The organism is Psychrobacter sp. GTC18467 (genome assembly GCF_055397455.1).
Map to the genome: position 1 here is coordinate 32,734 of NZ_AP038920.1, position 17,966 is coordinate 50,699.

Below are 17,966 nucleotides of genomic sequence, written 5' to 3' on the forward strand. Positions count from 1 at the left end.
TATCAAAGAAAGTAGAGCTTTTATTGATAATACGCTAACAAGCACAGCTACGCGCATTCAACGTTAAATCATAGTCTTACTACCTTTAGTCCTAGGCAGCAACATCTAACATTTTTAGGGGTCAAAATTGTCAAGATCTGCATCATAAAATATGGATTCAACTAAATTTTAAAGGCAAATATATAGCTGAACCTATACCATATAAAGCTTATAAAAATTTATTGTTTTTATAAATTCTTCGGTAGCTTACTTGATGTTAGGGTTTGATGATCGAATCAACAAACATTTAATCTAGATCGTAGTTACAAAGAATGCGGAGTGATCTCAACTCAAATTTTTTTCAATTAACCATTCATATTTGACATTTAAAATGCTAATATATTATTTAAGCACTCAAATATAAACAATTAAATCATAACTATGAGATTTGACTTTTACACTCCAAGCGAGATTACAGATATTTTAGGCGAGCGCTTAAAAACGCAGCGTTTGGCATTGAACTTAACGCAAGCTGCAATAGCAGAAAAAGCAGGAATCGGTGTTAGTACCGTCGCTCGCATTGAGTCAGGTCAAGGCGGGACACTAGACAACGTTATTAGAATAGCGATTTCACTTGGCATGATTAATCATTTTGCTCAACTTTTTGAGGTTGCGCCCAGCAGTATTGAGGATATTATTGCTAAGCAAAACCCGCGTTTGCGAGCCTCAAATAAAAGTGATGACTAACTCTATGACTCAGCCTATATCTGTTATCAATGTTTATTATAAAGGCTTTGACACCAAACGCCGTGTTAGTCAGCTTACAATGGATGGACGCCGTCCTGTGTTTGGTTATGAGGCCGCTTGGATAGCTGATGGTCTAGAGCTGTCGCCCATTGAGATGCCATTACGCAGTGCGCCTTATTATGGCAACCATGCGTCAAGCCATTATCTGTGCGGTCTGTTGTCCGATAGCTTGCCTGATGGTTGGGGAATGCTACTCATGGATCGGTTTTTTCGCAAGCTTATGGATAAGCCTGCACAGCAAGTGAATGTTTTGGATCGCTTGGCTTATATTGGCGATTCTGCAATGGGCGCGCTAAGTTTTGAGCCTGAGCATGAGTTATCTGATGGTATTGATACCACCGAGATAACTTTAGCTAAACTTGCTGCCGCCAACCAAACTATCCTCTCGGGTCAAGATAGCGACATATTAGCCGAGCTCATTGTTATTGGCGGCTCACCTCAAGGCGCAAGACCAAAAGCGCTGGTGCTATACGATGAGTCAACCGATTTTATTACTACCGATTCCGTCAGCGAACATCCAACGACAACGCCTTGGCTTATCAAGTTCCCTGCTCAATCTGAGCATAAAAGCGTTTGTTTACTAGAATCACTTTACGCTGATATGGCAAAAAAAGCAGGTCTTAACATGCCAGCGCATCATTATTTTGATATTGATGATAACTATGCCGCGTTTGGTGTTGAACGCTTTGATCGTACAGACAATAAGCGTATTCACATTCATACGCTGGCAGGATTATTAGATATTGACTTTCAGATTCCATCGCTAGATTATTTACAATATCTACGCTGCGTTCGAATGTTAACAGGGTCGCAAGCCGCTGTAGAAGACGGCTTTAGACATGCCGCATTTAATGTGATTTTCAATAATAAAGACGATCATAGCAAGAACTTTTCTTTCATGATGGACAAAACTGGCAGGGGGTCGTTATCGCCTGTTTATGATCTTGCTTATAACTCCGGAATGAATGGTTATCATCAAATGGATGTGGCAGGTGAAGCTCGTCACCCTACCCGATCTGACCTGCTAAAACTTGCTAAATTTGCTGATATTAAGCAAAATAAAGCTCAAACAATGATTGATCAAGTAGCGTCAGTAGCTGAAGAGCTTTTAGCTGTTATTAACAACTACGAAATTGAAAAAGAACTGTCAAATCAAGTCACTTGTGATGTTCAAGCCAATATTGATCGGATGACAAATCGATAGTGCTATAAAAGTTGTTAAATTTGTTGTTAAAAATAATACGTCCACACCTATAAACCATGTATTTAAAGGCTTTAAATGATTTAGTCGATGCGTGGTGGGCGCGCCAATCATTGTGTTTTAGCATTGCCTTGCATTACCAGAATACCCTCAAATCCTTATTCTACCTAATTACTAGTCTTTTTAAATCACTTGTCATTAGCAAACGTCAAAAGGCGATAATTCAGTAACTATAAAAAAACTGCGCTACCAATATAATTGATAGCACAGTTTTTAAACTCAACAGAAGACATATCCGAACTAACGGTGATATCTTTATGCGACTTATCTTTCTGGACGGATAAATGGCATATGACGGTTTACGTCTTTGTATAGCAAGTATCTGAATGGACCTGGACCACCAGCATAGCATGACTGTGGGCAGAACGCGCGAAGCCACATAAAGTCGCCGGCTTCAACTTCAACCCACTCACCATTTAGGTGATAAACTGCTTTACCCTCGAGCACATACAAGCCATGTTCCATCACATGAGTTTCATCAAATGGAATCACGCCACCTGGCTGGAAAGTCACGATGTTGACGTGCATGTCATGACGCATGTCAGACTGTTCCGTAAAGCGAGTGGTTTTCCAAATGCCATTAGTATCAGGCATTTCAATCGCTTCAACATCGTGATCGCTAGTGACAAACGCTTCTGGGGCATCAATACCATCAACATATTGATAGGCTTTACGAATCCAATGGAATTTAACAAGACCATTGCTGTTGTTTTTTAGCGTCCAGTTGCATCCTGGTGGCAAATAAGCATAGCCGCCTGCTTCTAAGTGATGCGCTTCGCCTTCGATAGTGATGTCCATTTCGCCTTCAACAACGAACAACACGCCTTCCGCTTTAGCATCAAGCTCTGGCTTGTCAGAACCGCCATTAGGTTGAACTTCAACGATATATTGAGAAAAAGTCTCTGAAAAACCGGTCAAAGGACGTGCAATAACCCACATCCGCATGCCTTCCCAGAAAGGTAAATAGCTGATAACAATGTCAGTCAATACACGTTTAGGAATGATCGCATAGGCTTCGGTGAAGATCGCACGATCTGATAGTAATTGTGTTTGTGGTGGCAATCCGCCTGGTGGTGCGTAATAGGTACTCTTTGTTGACATTATTAATGTTCCTTTGTGGGTTAATGCTGCCATCATTTTGTAGTTGAGCTTATAAAGCAAAGGTTTATTTATCCCCATAAAGCTAGGATATACCTTCAAATACCAAATTAAGTGCAGCTTGATTGAAAAGCTAGGCTATGGGCAAACAATATTAGACATAGCGCGGTAATTCGACTTAGTTTTTTTGTTATCAATAACTGTTGCGCGGATCATAATGGTGCGCGAGTTGGTAAGCAATCTAAAAATCATGCTAAAACCAATTGAAAATAATCTGACTAAAAGAGGTCTATCAAGTAGACTTATAATTACTGACTTAAGAGGAGAGCGATTTGATTCAAACTCTTTGATATTTAATCTGACAATCAACAACACGAAAGCTAATGATGTCTATGGCTTTCAAGCTAGAGTTAGCTTAATAACGACTTCGAAAATTTTACTCGCCAGTATCTTGCCATAAAGTCATAAAGGTGTCAATTACTAAATCATTTCTTCCGCTTTAAGGTGTCATAACCCCCCTATGTCGAAGAGGCTACTTATATTAGGCAGATTTCAAATGATCATATAATTCTAAATTCAATGATAATATTAACTTAGCCACTTAACATTTTTTTATCAAAATTTTTGCTATCATAGCGAGCAAAATCCCCTCCCCTTCTTTTCATTGAGAAGTTCGCCTATGATTACCTCTCACAATTTTTTTCCTAAAAAAGTTCAGAAAACCCCTAAAAAATGTAGGCTAAATTCCTTTTTTCATTATCAAGTTAATCTTAACTGGGTGCTGATTGTCACGACCTTATATTTTCTAGCGACGGCGAATTTCAGCTTTTTTGAGCAGGTTCTTAGAATCTATCCTTTTCGTGACAATGTCGGTTTTATGTTATCGATCATCGGGGTGCTGTTTGGTTTGCTTTGGCTGATATTGCAGCTATTTTGCTATCGAGTGGTGGCGAAGCCGGTGCTGATTAGTTTTATTTTTATTGCGGCAATTTGTGGTTATTTTACTGACACTTATGGAACCGTATTTGACCGTAATATGTTGGTGAATAGTTTGCAAACCGATCAAGCTGAAGCTATGGGGTTGATGTCACTAAGCTTTTTGCTTCGGGTCTTTTTTTTAGGCGTTCTTCCGGCAATCATTATTGCCAAACTGACCATCAGTAAAGTTCCGTTAAAAAAAGCGCTGTTGCAGCGCGGCGTTACGTCACTGCTTGCAATAACCTTGATCGTCATTTGTCTGCTGCCGTTTGGTGATCAATATGCTACCTTTTTTCGGGCGCACAAAATCGTTCGTAGCTATGTCAATCCCATCACCCCGATTTATTCAGCAATCAAACTCACAAGCGATCTTGTCGAAGATGCTCAGCGAGCTAATACCTTAACCCCTCACGCGGTAGATGCCAAACGACTAGCTGCTACAAGTGCCAATAGTAACAAACCTAAGCTTTTGGTGTTTGTGGTTGGCGAAACCGTTCGCGCCGATCATATCAATTTAAATGGCTATGCGCGTGATACGATGCCAAGGCTTGCTAACACCCCCAATATTTATAGCTTCAATAATGCCACATCTTGCGGCACGTCCACCGCCTATTCTGTGCCCTGTATGTTTAGCTATGCCGGTCGTGATGACTTTGACATTGATACCGCCGAATTTCATGAAAATGTCCTTGACACCCTTAATAAACAAGGCGTCAAGGTCGTTTGGCGAGACAACAATTCAAGCTCAAAAGGGGTTGCTGACCGCGTGACGTTTGAAGATTATAAAACATCAGCCACCAACCCTAACTGTGATGTTGAATGCCGCGACGTTGGTATGCTCAGCGGCTTTGATAAACTTATTAACCCCAATACCTCTGATAAAGCCAATAAAGACACTCTCATTGTTCTGCATCAAATGGGCAATCATGGTCCGGCTTATTTTCAACGTTATCCAAAAACTTTTGAAAAATTCAAACCGGTTTGTCCAACCAATGAGCTGGCTAAGTGTAGTACGGAGTCGGTGGTTAATGGTTATGATAATGCCATTTACTATACCGATTATTTCTTAGCTAATGTGATTGCCACGTTAAAAAGTTATGAGAAAAATTACGATGTTACTATGATTTATGTCAGCGATCATGGCGAAAGCTTGGGAGAAAACAACATTTATCTGCACGGATTACCGTATACGGTCGCACCGGTTGCACAAAAGCACATTCCTGTGATTATTTGGTCTCCTGACAATAACCATATCGATAATCAGCAATTAAGCCAAGCGATCAATCAGCCGGTATCGCATGATCTGATTACCCCAACCTTGCTTGAGTTTTTTGGAATTGTAACTGATGAGGTAAAAGGTGCGCCAACCTTTTTTAAGAGACTAAATTAGCGTAAAGGTGCTAAACATCCATTAAAATCCGCCAAGCACCTTTAGCGATAAGTAGCCCGATTATCCCTCCAAAACCGGCACGCCTTGAGTACTAAAGGCAAAAGATTTATTGCTAAAGTTGCCAATCATGACCGCTTCAATCACTGGTTTCACCGTATCATCAACACCCTCAACTTCGATAATAAACTTTGCGCCTGAGCCACCTTTATCCTCTTCTTTTTCAACAATATAGTTAAGAGTTGCCATCGCAGGAAGTTTAATGGGGCTGGTTAAATATGATTTGATCAGCTCGCCATCAGTGCTATAGTAGTCTATTCTATTGATATATGATGACTTTTTAAAATTAGTATTACGAATGCTTAACGTCGCTGAAAGCAGCACCTGAAGGTTGTTACGATCGGTATAAATGTCTGAATAAATAGGAACATAAAAGGTTTGTTTGTAGCTTAAACGGCTGTGATCGACTTTTTTGGAGCGTTTTTCAAGGGCTTAAATAGGGTCTTGATGCTGTTCTGAAAATATAACGTTTGGGTCTTGCTTGGACTGATCACAGCCGATAATCAACAAAGCACTGGCAAGACATAGTACGAAAAGGCGGTATTTCATAATGACTTCCTATTGCTTAGTGAACTTTAACCCCAACACTGCGCAAAAAAGTATGGATATGCTTGTTTGCGCCATAAACCACCAATACAGATGCACCAACCCACATTAAAAAATCGTCAGCATAATGGTGGGGAGCGCCAACTGATCCATATCAGCAATATTAAATCCTGCCGTTCGCGGCGTTGCGGCGGTAAATAGCCCCGTGATCATCTTACCAAAAAAGCTTTGATGCTCTGCCAAAATTCCATGATACTCAAATATCATGACGCCAATAAGCCCAATGAGCAGCAGCGCCCCTGAGGTAATCAAGGTAATTCGGCTATTAAGGCTTAACAGCCAAGGCAGATTGCCGTATCTTGGATCATTTTGAAATAAAAGCCGCTGAATCCTATGGCGCAAATAGCGCAGTAAGTTCACCACAATGATAAATCCCATGCCGCCGAACAAAAACGTGGTGCTGATAATCAGCTGCAATGGGTAATTATAGCGCAGCGACTCATCATAAAGCCCTGCGCTAAACGTCGAAAATCCTGCATTACAAAAGGCAGAGATCGCATGAAACACCGAAAAATAAATCCGCTGTGGCACGCTCATCCCCGGCAAATCATAAATGCTTAAGTAAATCAGTCCCGCCGCGAGCGCCTCAACCTCAAACGTCACATACAAAATGGACTTGATCGTCGTGATCATATCGCCCACTCGCGGCGAAAAGTTCATCTCAGTTAACGACAGCCGCGTCTCATAACTGACCCCGCCTTTAAAAAAATAACTAAAATAGGTGACAAAGGTTAAAATCACCAAGCCGCCCACCTGAATCAGCCCGATGATAATCAGCTGACCAAACGTCGTAAACCGCGTTGCCGTATCCACCACCACAAGCCCCGTCACACAAACCGCGCTCGTTGCTGTAAATAGCGCATCGACATAGGATATCGGCTCCGTTGTGGCATGCGGCATCATTAAAAGCAATGACCCAACCCCCACCACAAACAAAAAACTTAAAATAAAAAACTGACCGGGGTTTAAAAAAGCGCGGTTTAAACTAAAATTATTGTCTGAGATTTCGCGAATAAACGTCACAAAAACCGCAACTTTAATCGCTGTATAATTGTCCACCGGCATCGCCAGCCCAAATCGCACCAGCTCAAAAAAATGAACCATCAATAACATAAAAACCGTAGCACTGGTTAACAAGTCAAAAATGACCACTTTATTGAGCGGCAGCCGTAACCCTTTGCCAAGATAACGCCCAATCATGGCAAAAAAACCTAACCCCACAATCACCAAATAAAAAACATGAAAAAACTGCTAAAGCCATATGCTTAGGGTAAAGCCACTATCAATGAGCGCAGCAATCACGCCCATGATGCTAATGACCACCATAAACTTATTAAGCAATCCATACGGTAAACTAAGCGGCATAGTCAATGTCCATGACAAAAGTAAAAAAATCCAGCGTTTTTAAAATCATTTACTTGGCTAGGTTTGATGACTAACCCTCATCAAGCAAATTTGTATCAACATGAACAATAGTTTTAAATAAATAACGGTATTAAATGATAACCCTGATTTTTCTTATAGCTACGAATACGCCCTAACGGTACTTGATAAAAGAATGCCATTAGGACGACTTAGTCATTAAAATTCGGCTGATCTTTGAGGCTAAATCACACTTAACATACCAAACAATCCAGCTGCCGCAATGACAACGCCGCTGACTTTAAGCGTAATTTCCTGACCTTTATTGGCGCAAACTGCCGCGACACCGCAGCCTGCTAAATGTAGCGCAATCGTTGCCATTGTAAACCCTGAAATGTAGCTGACAGCTTGGGCATTGGCAGGCAATTCAAGACCGTGAGCATTGCCATGTAAAACGCCAAATAACGCACAGCAAGCGCTCAATACCGGAACATAAGCGTTCCTATTGATGCGACCAAAGATCAGCAAGCCGCCAAGGGCAATAAGCGACAATAAAATACCGCTTTCAACCGCAGGGATCGCAATACCGTTAATGCCCATAAGCGCGCCAATCAGCATAAAGCTCACAAAAGCCACAGGAAGTTGCCAAGCGACTTTTTGGCGACCCATCACCGCAAGCATACCAACGGCGACCATGGCAAGTAGATGATCCCAACCCAGCAGTGGGTGCATGAGCCCTGCCATCATGCCAGAGGTATCGTGACCTGGATGGGCAAAAGCAAAAGATGGCAGTAGCATAAGGGCGGCAATCAAAGAAAAACGGCGAGAACTTATCATAAAAGTGTCCTAAAGCAGATCATAAAAGTAGTTTTAAAAGCAATCATTACGCCTTTACCGGAACGCTAAAATCCTCAGGAAGCGGCGCAAGCATGCCTTCACGTTGGATAAAATTGATGATTTCAGCCACGCCATCACCACGAACCAAGTTGGTAAAGACAAAAGGTCGCTCGCCGCGCATGCGTTTGGCATCACGATCCATCACTTCAAGCGAGGCGTTCACCATCGGCGCCAAATCAGTTTTATTGATAATTAATAAATCAGATTTGGTGATGCCAGGACCGCCTTTTCGCGGGATTTTGTCACCGGCGCAAACGTCGATCACATAAAGGGTCAAATCGGACAATTCAGGGCTAAAAGTGGCAGATAAATTGTCGCCGCCGCTTTCAACGAGCACCAATTCAAGCTTGGGATGACGCTCTTGCAAGGTGTCAATGGCGGCAAGATTCATTGACGCATCTTCGCGAATGGCAGTATGTGGGCAGCCGCCTGTTTCAACGCCCATGATTCGGCTGTCATCGAGCGCTTCATGACGCAATAAAAACTCAGCATCTTCTTTGGTATAAATGTCGTTGGTCACCACCGCCAAGTCGTAATGATCGCGAAGGGCTAAGCACAACTGGCGCAATAATGCGGTTTTTCCTGATCCTACAGGACCGCCAACGCCGACTCGTAAACATTGTGTTGTCATAAAAACTCCAAAAATGGCTTAAAAGGTTTAAATAAGTTAGCTGCGAAACAGCCGCGAATATTGCGACTCATGCAAACAGCTGGCGTGAACTTGTCCTGGCAAGCTCATTCCTAACTCATTATCGGTCAAGGTTTTGGCATGAAGCGCAAACTCGCTAAGCTCAGGTTTTAACCGCAGTAACAAGCGCTGAGCGGCAGTTTGACCAAGCGGCAGCGTTTTACTGGCAACCGTAAGCTGATTTTCAAGCCAGCTCCAAAGGTAGCCAAGCGCCGACCACGAGGCACTAAGTCCCCACTGCTCGGCAGCAAAAGCATAGACGGCTAAAAACGCGGGATCACTTGGCAGGCTTGCCACATCGACATGCTGATCTCTTAATAATCGCACCAAGGCTTTTGCTTGCTGCTCATCTTCAAATAAAAGCTCAAACGTCTCGCGGCTCGCGCGAAGATAATCGCTCCAATACTGCTGAGCTTCCCAATCTTGATGACGCCTTGCCTCAGATATTCGCAATAAAACGGGAATATCAAGGTGGCTTAGGCTCACCATCATGCCGCAAAGCCAGCGCTCAAGCGATGCTTCATCACTCACCCAGCCAAGCTCAATGGCAGACTCAAGACCGCTTGAGTAAGCAAACGCGCCGATAGGCAGCGCAGGACTTGCCAAATGCATCAAGGTAAGCAGCTGCTCAGCATCTGCCAAACTTGTATCCAAAATATCAGTGCGATCAGTGGTCATGATGATGACTGTGATGATCATGGTGGTAGTGATGGCTGTGGCTCGGCGCATCGTCACCATGACTGTGGCTATGACCTAAGTTTTGATACGCGCCCGATTCAGGATGAAATGGGGCGGCTTCATACGATAAGCTAAGCCCCAAAAGCGTTGCCAACTCCTCAAGGACATGATCTGGCCAAAAGCGCAGCCAACGATCGCCCAGCTCCAAAGTGACGTGGCGATTTCCTAAATGGTAGCAAGCTCGGGAAAAGCTTTGCCAATCTTCCGCCTTGGCAGTCACGACCGCTTCAGGCTGAGCAATCACTTGAAAAATGCGACCATCTTCAGCTTGCAAGCGCTCACCATCTGCCAACACGTGACCGCGCTCTAAAAACACGCCAACCTCAAGACCTTTATCACTTAGGGCTTTAAATCGACCTTTTTGGCGCTGCTCAAAAGTTAAAGTTAAGCTGTCATCCGTGTTTTGATCGGTCTTTCCTAAACCTTGCGTTATTTTTAGCATGGTAAGCACTCCTTTAAAACAACATATAAAGCTGGGCAAGCGGCAAAACATCGGCAGGCTCGCATATCAATAGCTCACCATCACAGCGCACTTCATAAGTTTGCGGGTCAACACTGATATCCGGCGTTGCGCCATTATGAATCATGTCCTGCTTTTGAATCTTGCGCGTATTAACACAAGCGCAAAGTTGACGCGTGAGTTTGAGCTGAGATTTGATATCGCGATCCATAGCAGCTTGCGACACAAAAGTGATGCTGCTTGCGGCGGCGCCGCGAGGCTGAGCGCCAAACATCGGGCGATAATGAACCGGCTGCGGCGTTGGAATTGAGCCGTTGATATCCCCCATCGGCGCATAAGCAATCATGCCGCCTTTTAAAATCAGCGCCGGTTTGATCCCAAAAAATGCCGGATCCCAAAGTATCAAATCGGCAAGCTTTCCGACCTCAATTGAGCCGATTTCGTGAGAGACGCCATGAGCAATAGCAGGATTGATGGTATATTTTGCAATATAGCGCTTCACCCGAAAATTATCGCAGCCAAGATCGCGATCTTCAGCAAGCAGCCCGCGCTGTTTGTGCATTTTATCGGCAGTTTGCCACGTTCGGCAGACCACCTCGCCCACGCGACCCATCGCTTGGCTGTCAGATGACATCATCGAAATGACGCCCAAATCTTGCAAGATATCTTCAGCAGCAATGGTTTCTTTACGGATTCGCGAGTCAGCAAACGCTACATCTTCAGGGATATTGGGATCAAGATGGTGGCAAACCATGAGCATGTCTAAATGCTCATCAACGGTATTGATGGTATAAGGTCGCGTCGGATTGGTTGACGATGGCAGCACGTTTGGCATGCTACAAGCCTTTAGGATATCAGGAGCGTGACCGCCGCCGGCGCCTTCGGTGTGGTAGGTGTGAATGGTGCGACCTTTAAACGCGCCGATGGTATCATCAACAAATCCGGACTCATTTAACGTGTCGCTATGAATGGCGATCTGAACGTCGTACTCTTCAGCAACGGATAAGCAGCAATCAATTGCCGCAGGCGTTGATCCCCAATCTTCATGAAGCTTAAGCCCGATTGCGCCGGCTTCTAACTGCTCGCGTAAAGGCTTTGGTTGACTGACGTTCCCTTTTCCCAAAAAGCCAAAGTTCATTGGCAGCTCATCGGTGGCTTCAAGCATTCTTGAGATGTGCCAAGCTCCCGGCGTACAAGTGGTGGCTTTACTTCCTGTTGCAGGTCCTGTACCGCCACCAATCATCGTGGTAACGCCCGAACAAAGCGCCTCTTCAACCTGCTGCGGGCAAATATAGTGAATATGTGTGTCCACCCCGCCTGCGGTCAAAATTTTACCCTCGCCTGCGATGACTTCTGTGCAAGCGCCAATATTAATGGTCACGCCTTCTTGAATATCGGGGTTTCCCGCTTTGCCAATCGCCACAATGCGACCGCCATTGATGCCAACATCGGCTTTGACAATGCCCCAATGATCAATGATGACCACATTGGTGATGATCGTATCTACCGTATCTGCATCGCCAAGCTGGCTTTGACCCATGCCATCGCGGATCACTTTACCGCCGCCAAAGCTGACCTCATCACCGTAAATGGTATGGTCAAATTCAATTTGAACAAACAGCTCAGTATCCGCCAACCGCAACTGATCGCCTGTGGTCGGACCAAACATTTCTGCATAAGCGCTTCGTGACATTCTAGTCATGTTGATCTCCTAATGCGCCCATCACCTCACCGCGAAAGCCATAAACGTGACGGCGACCGCCAAGCGCAACCAAGGTCACCTCGCGGCTTTGACCCGGTTCAAAACGAATTGCCGTTCCTGCGGCGATGTCCAATCGAAATCCCATCGCAAAATTGCGATCTAAAAGCAGCGCCGGATTGACCTCAGCAAAATGATAATGCGATCCCACCTGAATCGGGCGATCACCGGTATTGGCAACGATGATGGTTCTTTTTTCGCGGTCGCAGTTCAGCTCAATATAATCGGCAACCACGCGAACTTCTCCTGGTATCATGAGCAAATCCTTATTGAATCGGGTTATGAAGCGTGACAAGTTTGGTGCCATCTGGAAACGTGGCTTCCACTTGAACTTCTTGAACCAACGCTTCAACGCCATCCATCACCTGATCGCGCGTCAACCAATTGCGACCTTCGCTCATCAGCTCCGCCACCGTTCGACCATCGCGCGCACCCTCAAGAATCGCCGCTGACAAATATGCCACCGTTTCAGGATAATTGAGTTTTAGACCTCGCGCCAATCGGCGCTCTGCGACCAGTCCTGCAGTAAATAGCAGTAGCTTGTCTTTTTCTCTTGGACTTAGTTCCATAATTTTGATCCTTAAAAGACCTTTAACCTCTGCCGCTTTGCCAAATGTAGGCAAAGCGGCGTACCCACACATCCGTAATCCAATTACGTCAGCCAAATCCGTGGAATACAAGCAGGGCGACCCAACACCATCGGTCGGATCATCGACCACGCTTGCCACATTCCTGATCGGCACGCATTCATATCCGATCCCAAATAACGAACCAAAAGCACATTCAAGCGCATCGTAATGCTAAAGCTTTTTGCATCAAGCGCTTCTCGCAGCGCCTCAATCAGCGTTTGACTGACTTGATCAAGATCAGGCGCGGTTGCCATCAGTGTTCCAAATACAGGACTATTATTAAATCCCACGCGGCTGCGATAAAGCTCACTGCTTGCGCTTAATTGCAACTGCTCATTAACCATTAGCCGATCATCTTTAAACAGCTGAAGTCGCTGTTGCAACTGACCGCGATTAAAATCCGCATTTGACGCCGCTCGCCCAAGACAAACCAAATCCCAACCGATAAAGCGCGCGCTTGAATCCATGTAAATTTTGGTATCAAGCTTGGCATTGGCATTGTCAAAAATGATCGTCTCTTGGGGCAGCCACTCACAATTAGCGTGGGCTGCAAGCTTGAGCGCCACCGATTGAACTTGCGCCACCCCATCGCTATCGCGACCGTAAATTTTTCCTGCCGAGGGCGTCGTCAAAAGCGTTCGGCTGTTTGCCTTGCAATCGGCATCAATCAGCAGCTTGTCGCCTGACACCAAACCGCCTGGAGGATGCAAAATATAAAGATGACAAACGCCGCCTTCAGGATAAAAGGGACGCTGAATACGAAGCGGTCCTAAAAACGACAGTCCTTTTAAGTGCGTTTTGTTGTCCGACAACGTGGGAACCAGCGTCAAACTAAGCTTTGCCAACCACTGACGGTCAGCGCCATATCCACAAGCGACATTCGACACTGCATTCATAACCACAACCTATGATAGGCTCAACACGAGAAGCACTTCTTACCAAAGCGGCAAAAAGCAAAGCTGGAGGTGCGAAAAAAATGTAAATAAAAACTTAACTTCAAACAGCAATATATAAATTTTACTTGAATGTAAAAAAGGTAGGGAAAGCTCGCTTAGCAAGATACAGTATGGGCTATAGCTAAAACAAGAACGTGGCAGCTATCTGTCTATTTTTCAAATTTTACGCCCATTACTTTATATTTTTCAATAAAAAAATAAAAAAAATTGTAGCGATAACTGTTGCAAGAATTATTTTCTAAAACTTTGTAAGGCGACTGACTATCATCTGATTTGACAGCAACATTTGAATTTAGCCTCATGGTTTACCCGTGGTTAATTTTGCTGAGTTAAGCAGGCTTTGGGAAAAAGTTTTACAAAGAAATTATATTGATCAAAAAGGATAAAATTTTTCTTAAGCCATCGGCAACAAAACGCTCACTTCAAAATGCCTCTCATCTTTAATATTGATTAGCATCTGACCATGATGCGCGTTGACAATCGCCTGAACGATAGACAATCCAAGCCCCGACCCTGAATGCCACGGATTTTGCTTATCATGACGATAAAAGCGCTCAGACAGTTTTTCAGCGTCTTGTTGCGACATCGGTGCGCTTAATTGGTTACTGATGGTCAGGTTTAAAAATTTTTGGTTGGGCGCGTGGTTTTTATTATCCAAGCAGTCTGCGTTACTGCGTGCCAGCTTTGCAGTAATTATAATGACGCTATTTTCCACCGCATAATAAATGGCATTGGAGATTAAATTGGCAAACAGCCGCTCAAGCAAGCTTTTATCGCCTGATATAGTTTTAAAATTTCCGCTGATATTAAATGACAATTTGCGGTCTTCAGCGACAAATTCATAATAATCAATGACTTTGGTTATTAAAGCAATAACATCAACGGCAGTAAATTGAGCGTCATAACGCCCCTTTTGCGTTTTGGCAAGCAGCAGCATATTGTTGATCAAGTTTGCCAACTGCGTAATCGTACCGTGCTGATGATGCAGCTGCTCGATGTACTCTTGAACGCCGCGCGGCTTACTAAGCATGACCTCGGTTTGGGTGCTAAGGGTGGCAAGCGGCGTTCGCAGTTCGTGGGCAATGTCATCTGAAAATCGCGATAGCGCCTCAAAATTGTGCTCAAGATTTGCCATCATGGCGTTATAAGCGTCCGCTAAAGCTCGCAGCTCGCTTGGCATGGAGCTGACCACAATGCGGTCGTCCAATTGATTGGTATTAATTTTGCGCATTTTTTGCCGAATGGTCGCAAGTGGCGCAAATCCCAAATGAACGCTCAACGCCGCAACAAACACCAAAATAATGGTAATCGCTATTAAAATGGCAATCAGTTTTTGCTTAAACTGCAGCAAATAATGATGATGAATGTCAATCGGCAGTGCAATTAAGGCAAAATAGGATTTATGCTCAATGACAATGGCGCGGTAATGACGCTGATTGAAGGTCAAATCAAACTGCTGATCGTGATGCTGTTGCCATAACGCTTTAACCTCAATTTGCTGTATCTCAAGGCTGCTAAAGCTTTGTGGCAGTTGTATAATTTGACCATTTTGGTTAGTGATAACCACTTGAACATCGTAATCAACATAACTAAGCCTTGAGTCTTGAAGCGGTGGATTTGGCAGTAAATTGTCATTAACAAACGGCTCAGCCATCAGCAGTTGGCGCAAATTAAATGCCGTATGGGTCAGCACTTCAGCGTCCATCTGCTCAAAATGACCGGTAACGGAGCGCTGAATCCAAAGATAAAGCCCAATCTGAGTAATAGCCACAAACACGGTCAATAACAACAGCGTTCGCCAAAGTAGCGATAAGCGCCCCTGTCTAATAAAAGCTGCCATAATCAGCGGTCTTGCAGCTCAGAAAAGCTTGCGACCTCTTCCATCACTTCTAAACGGTAGCCCATGCCGCGAACGGTATGAATCAGCTTAGTTTCAAAATCATCATCGATTTTTAACCGTAACCTGCGAATAGCAACATCAATGACGTTGGTGTCGCTGTCAAAATTCATATCCCAAACTTGCGAGGCAATCACTGACCTTGGCAACACCTCCCCTTGACGCTCAAGCAAAAACTGCAATAGCGCAAACTCTTTGGCAGTAAGCTTAATCGCAGTATCGCCCCTATAAACGGTGCGCTTGGCAATATTCATCGTCAAATCGGCGATTTTTAGCACGTTGCTGCTGTAATCGGCTTGATTGGCACGTCGCAGTAAACTTTTTATCCGCACCAACAGCTCAGCAAAGGCAAAAGGCTTGGTTAAATAATCATCACCACCGATTTCAATGCCTTTAATACGGTCACTTAACTCATCTTTTGCGGTTAAAAACAGCACAGGCGTAAGCTTCCCTGCCGCGCGGTAATTGCGGATGACCTCAAAGCCGCTGACGTCCGGCAGCATCACATCCATAATCACCACGTTAAAGGCTTCGCTCATCAGCGCATGATAGCCATCAAGCCCAGTGCTTTGATGACTGACAATAAACCCCGCCTCAGTCAGCCCTTTTTTAATATAGCTGCTCAAGGATAACTCATCGTCAACGAGCAAAATTTTCATGACCGCCCCGTTTGCTTGTAAAGTTTGAAATTTTAAAGTTCGATAGTGAAATGATGCCTTTGAATATAAAGCAGCGCGGTCAAAATGACCATGACAAAATCGCAACATGACAATTTTGTCATCAACGCGTCATGTTGTTGTCAGCGTTATTATATTAAGCTTGATTCTATATTTTATTTTTACCTAAAATACGAGCTTTATATGACCATTTTTATAACAAAATTAAATTTAAAAGAGATAAAAGCGGCTTTGGTTGTGGCGGCTGCCAGTACCTTATTAGCTTGTGGTCAGCCAGATTCAACTGCCAAAAACACCGCGCGGTCAGTAAGCGCCGAACCTAGCGCTGCAACAACAACGCCTGCAAATCACTCAGAGCTTTTAAAAAACGTGTCGGCCACCGTTTATAAAGATGCTAACTGTAGCTGCTGCAAAGACTGGATTAGTTATGCGGAGGCTCAAGGGCTACAAAGCACGGCGCATGATGTTGCCGATGTCGGGCTATTTAAAGACCGCTATGGCGTGCCAGACGATATGCGCTCTTGCCATACCGCCGTGACCAATGATGGCTTTGTGTTTGAAGGTCACGTTCCTGCCAAATTTATGGCGCAGTTTTTGGCAAACCCGCCAGCAAACGCCATTGGTCTTGCCGTTCCTAACATGCCCGTTGGCAGCCCTGGCATGGAGTATCAAAATAAATTTGACCCGTATCAAGTCATTCAGTTAAATAAAGACGGCAGCACTCAAGTTTTTGCCACTATTGAGGCGCCGCAACAACAATTATAAAGTATCTTAGTTACCAAAAATGACGTTACGGGCTACTCTAAATGATTTGTAACATTACAGGCTTACCGATGCTCGCATTGAAACTTAGAAAAAATCGGCGAAATAAAAGCGTTGATTGAGGGGTTTGAATAAGCTTAAGTTAAAGTTTTTTTATTAACTGCCTTTTAAAAGGCATTTTTCATTGATAGTAAGGATTAAAAAATGACAAAGCAATTACGACTGGCAGTCCTTGCTGCAAGTATCAGCGGCGCGATTTTGTTAAGCGCTTGCCAACCCAAAAATAATGAGCCAGAAACGACAGTTACGAATGATACGCCTGTGACCGAAACCACAGATCATCAAATGGACAATCATGACAATTTTCACGACGGTCATGATATGAGCGCTCATGTGGTGTCAGATGGTGCTCCTCAATCAGAAATGCTCAAAGAATACACAGATTCCATGAGCAAAATGCACGAGGAAATGATGGTCGGCATGAGCTATAACGACCCTGACATGGCATTTGCCCAAGGGATGCTTGCTCATCATGTTGGCGCGGTCGATATGGCAAAAATTCAGCTGAAATACGGTCAAGATGCCGAGATGCGACAGCTTGCCCAAGAGATTATCGACGCTCAAGAAGCAGAAGTTGCGACGATGCAATCATGGCTTGCCAGCCATACCGATGCCGCAGCGCCAACGTCCGACACCGAGGACATGCAAAAAGATTATGCCAACGGCATGGACGACATGCATGAGGAGATGATGGAAGGCATCACCGACCCCAACCCTGACATGGCATTTGCACGCGGAATGCTGCCACATCATGAAGGCGCGGTCGATATGGCAAAGGTTCAGCTCAAATATGGTAAAGATGCTGAGCTGCGAAAGCTTGCTCAAGACATCATTGATGCTCAAGAGGCAGAAATTGAGCAAATGGAAGATTGGATTGATAAAAATCGCGGTTGATTAGTGAAGGT

General features: G+C 44.3%; 18 protein-coding genes. 5 read left to right on the forward strand and 13 right to left on the reverse strand.

The window, feature by feature from the left end; genetic code table 11:
• Positions 1-420 precede the first annotated feature (420 nt).
• Entirely contained in the window at positions 421-726 is a 306-nt protein-coding gene (locus tag ACZ5XY_RS00115; RefSeq protein WP_464741820.1) for a helix-turn-helix domain-containing protein, read from the forward strand.
• Between the two features lie 4 nt (positions 727-730).
• The gene (locus tag ACZ5XY_RS00120; protein ID WP_464741822.1) at positions 731-1,990 is read left to right on the forward strand and encodes a type II toxin-antitoxin system HipA family toxin; all 1,260 of its coding nucleotides are present in this window, start codon (positions 731-733) and stop codon (positions 1,988-1,990) included.
• A 321-nt stretch (positions 1,991-2,311) separates the two neighbouring features.
• On the opposite strand, the gene ACZ5XY_RS00125 is transcribed toward ACZ5XY_RS00120, so the two are convergent.
• Positions 2,312-3,226, reverse strand: a complete 915-nt coding sequence (locus ACZ5XY_RS00125; protein WP_464741824.1) for a bifunctional allantoicase/(S)-ureidoglycine aminohydrolase — start codon at positions 3,224-3,226, stop codon at positions 2,312-2,314.
• A 598-nt stretch (positions 3,227-3,824) separates the two neighbouring features.
• On the opposite strand from ACZ5XY_RS00125, the gene ACZ5XY_RS00130 reads away from it, so the two are divergent.
• Positions 3,825-5,513: a phosphoethanolamine transferase gene (locus ACZ5XY_RS00130; RefSeq protein WP_464741826.1), complete on the forward strand. Its 1,689-nt coding sequence runs from the start codon at positions 3,825-3,827 to the stop codon at positions 5,511-5,513.
• 60 nt (positions 5,514-5,573) lie between these two features.
• Here ACZ5XY_RS00130 and ACZ5XY_RS00135 read toward each other — a convergent pair whose 3' ends face one another.
• From ACZ5XY_RS00135 to ACZ5XY_RS00190, 12 genes are all read right to left on the reverse strand, one after another.
• Positions 5,574-5,894 carry a DUF3124 domain-containing protein gene (locus ACZ5XY_RS00135; RefSeq protein WP_464741828.1) on the reverse strand — a complete coding sequence of 107 codons (321 nt, stop codon included), beginning with the start codon at positions 5,892-5,894 and terminating at the stop codon, positions 5,574-5,576.
• A gap of 330 nt (positions 5,895-6,224) precedes the next feature.
• Positions 6,225-7,376 carry a potassium transporter TrkG gene (locus ACZ5XY_RS00140; protein ID WP_464741830.1) on the reverse strand — a complete coding sequence of 384 codons (1,152 nt, stop codon included), beginning with the start codon at positions 7,374-7,376 and terminating at the stop codon, positions 6,225-6,227.
• Positions 7,377-7,781: 405 nt separating this feature from the next.
• A complete protein-coding gene (locus tag ACZ5XY_RS00145; RefSeq protein WP_464741832.1) occupies positions 7,782-8,375 on the reverse strand; it encodes a HupE/UreJ family protein in 594 nt (197 codons plus the stop codon).
• A 46-nt stretch (positions 8,376-8,421) separates the two neighbouring features.
• Entirely contained in the window at positions 8,422-9,066 is a 645-nt protein-coding gene (ureG, locus tag ACZ5XY_RS00150) for an urease accessory protein UreG (protein WP_169393177.1), read from the reverse strand.
• Between the two features lie 36 nt (positions 9,067-9,102).
• Complete coding sequence (locus ACZ5XY_RS00155) at positions 9,103-9,852, reverse strand: urease accessory protein UreF (protein ID WP_464741834.1); 750 nt, start codon at positions 9,850-9,852, stop codon at positions 9,103-9,105.
• Positions 9,791-10,303: an urease accessory protein UreE gene (gene ureE / locus ACZ5XY_RS00160; protein WP_464741837.1), complete on the reverse strand. Its 513-nt coding sequence runs from the start codon at positions 10,301-10,303 to the stop codon at positions 9,791-9,793. Before ureE ends, ACZ5XY_RS00155 begins: the two co-directional genes overlap by 62 nt.
• 13 nt (positions 10,304-10,316) lie before the next feature.
• On the reverse strand, positions 10,317-12,023 hold the full coding sequence (ureC, locus tag ACZ5XY_RS00165) for an urease subunit alpha (RefSeq protein ID WP_464741839.1): 1,707 nt from the start codon (positions 12,021-12,023) through the stop codon (positions 10,317-10,319).
• Positions 12,016-12,336 carry an urease subunit beta gene (locus tag ACZ5XY_RS00170; protein WP_464741841.1) on the reverse strand — a complete coding sequence of 107 codons (321 nt, stop codon included), beginning with the start codon at positions 12,334-12,336 and terminating at the stop codon, positions 12,016-12,018. The genes ureC and ACZ5XY_RS00170 overlap by 8 nt, the downstream gene beginning before the upstream one ends.
• 10 nt (positions 12,337-12,346) lie before the next feature.
• The gene (locus tag ACZ5XY_RS00175) at positions 12,347-12,649 is read right to left on the reverse strand and encodes an urease subunit gamma (protein ID WP_169393173.1); all 303 of its coding nucleotides are present in this window, start codon (positions 12,647-12,649) and stop codon (positions 12,347-12,349) included.
• An 83-nt stretch (positions 12,650-12,732) separates the two neighbouring features.
• Positions 12,733-13,605, reverse strand: coding sequence for an urease accessory protein UreD (locus tag ACZ5XY_RS00180; protein ID WP_464741843.1), 873 nt, complete (start codon positions 13,603-13,605; stop codon positions 12,733-12,735).
• 454 nt (positions 13,606-14,059) lie between these two features.
• Positions 14,060-15,505 carry an ATP-binding protein gene (locus ACZ5XY_RS00185; protein ID WP_464741845.1) on the reverse strand — a complete coding sequence of 482 codons (1,446 nt, stop codon included), beginning with the start codon at positions 15,503-15,505 and terminating at the stop codon, positions 14,060-14,062.
• A gap of 2 nt (positions 15,506-15,507) precedes the next feature.
• Positions 15,508-16,221, reverse strand: coding sequence for a heavy metal response regulator transcription factor (locus tag ACZ5XY_RS00190; RefSeq protein WP_464741847.1), 714 nt, complete (start codon positions 16,219-16,221; stop codon positions 15,508-15,510).
• Positions 16,222-16,422: 201 nt separating this feature from the next.
• Here ACZ5XY_RS00190 and ACZ5XY_RS00195 point away from each other — a divergent pair, with 201 nt between their 5' ends.
• The gene (locus ACZ5XY_RS00195) at positions 16,423-17,004 is read left to right on the forward strand and encodes a DUF411 domain-containing protein (protein ID WP_464741849.1); all 582 of its coding nucleotides are present in this window, start codon (positions 16,423-16,425) and stop codon (positions 17,002-17,004) included.
• 201 nt (positions 17,005-17,205) lie between these two features.
• Complete coding sequence (copM, locus tag ACZ5XY_RS00200; RefSeq protein WP_464741851.1) at positions 17,206-17,955, forward strand: CopM family metallochaperone; 750 nt, start codon at positions 17,206-17,208, stop codon at positions 17,953-17,955.
• Positions 17,956-17,966 lie beyond the last annotated feature (11 nt).

What these genes read in the sequence shown, in the direction of transcription:
- ACZ5XY_RS00115 (WP_464741820.1), top strand. Translation starts at nt 421, where the DNA reads ATGAGATTTGACTTTTACACTCCAAGCGAGATTACAGATATTTTAGGC.
- ACZ5XY_RS00120 (WP_464741822.1), top strand. Translation starts at nt 731, where the DNA reads ATGACTCAGCCTATATCTGTTATCAATGTTTATTATAAAGGCTTTGAC.
- ACZ5XY_RS00125 (WP_464741824.1), bottom strand. Translation starts at nt 3,226, where the DNA reads ATGGGGATAAATAAACCTTTGCTTTATAAGCTCAACTACAAAATGATG.
- ACZ5XY_RS00130 (WP_464741826.1), top strand. Translation starts at nt 3,825, where the DNA reads ATGATTACCTCTCACAATTTTTTTCCTAAAAAAGTTCAGAAAACCCCT.
- ACZ5XY_RS00140 (WP_464741830.1), bottom strand. Translation starts at nt 7,376, where the DNA reads ATGATTGGGCGTTATCTTGGCAAAGGGTTACGGCTGCCGCTCAATAAA.
- ACZ5XY_RS00145 (WP_464741832.1), bottom strand. Translation starts at nt 8,375, where the DNA reads ATGATAAGTTCTCGCCGTTTTTCTTTGATTGCCGCCCTTATGCTACTG.
- ureG (WP_169393177.1), bottom strand. Translation starts at nt 9,066, where the DNA reads ATGACAACACAATGTTTACGAGTCGGCGTTGGCGGTCCTGTAGGATCA.
- ACZ5XY_RS00155 (WP_464741834.1), bottom strand. Translation starts at nt 9,852, where the DNA reads ATGCGCCGAGCCACAGCCATCACTACCACCATGATCATCACAGTCATC.
- ureE (WP_464741837.1), bottom strand. Translation starts at nt 10,303, where the DNA reads ATGCTAAAAATAACGCAAGGTTTAGGAAAGACCGATCAAAACACGGAT.
- ureC (WP_464741839.1), bottom strand. Translation starts at nt 12,023, where the DNA reads ATGACTAGAATGTCACGAAGCGCTTATGCAGAAATGTTTGGTCCGACC.
- ACZ5XY_RS00170 (WP_464741841.1), bottom strand. Translation starts at nt 12,336, where the DNA reads ATGATACCAGGAGAAGTTCGCGTGGTTGCCGATTATATTGAGCTGAAC.
- ACZ5XY_RS00175 (WP_169393173.1), bottom strand. Translation starts at nt 12,649, where the DNA reads ATGGAACTAAGTCCAAGAGAAAAAGACAAGCTACTGCTATTTACTGCA.
- ACZ5XY_RS00180 (WP_464741843.1), bottom strand. Translation starts at nt 13,605, where the DNA reads ATGAATGCAGTGTCGAATGTCGCTTGTGGATATGGCGCTGACCGTCAG.
- ACZ5XY_RS00185 (WP_464741845.1), bottom strand. Translation starts at nt 15,505, where the DNA reads ATGGCAGCTTTTATTAGACAGGGGCGCTTATCGCTACTTTGGCGAACG.
- ACZ5XY_RS00190 (WP_464741847.1), bottom strand. Translation starts at nt 16,221, where the DNA reads ATGAAAATTTTGCTCGTTGACGATGAGTTATCCTTGAGCAGCTATATT.
- ACZ5XY_RS00195 (WP_464741849.1), top strand. Translation starts at nt 16,423, where the DNA reads ATGACCATTTTTATAACAAAATTAAATTTAAAAGAGATAAAAGCGGCT.
- copM (WP_464741851.1), top strand. Translation starts at nt 17,206, where the DNA reads ATGACAAAGCAATTACGACTGGCAGTCCTTGCTGCAAGTATCAGCGGC.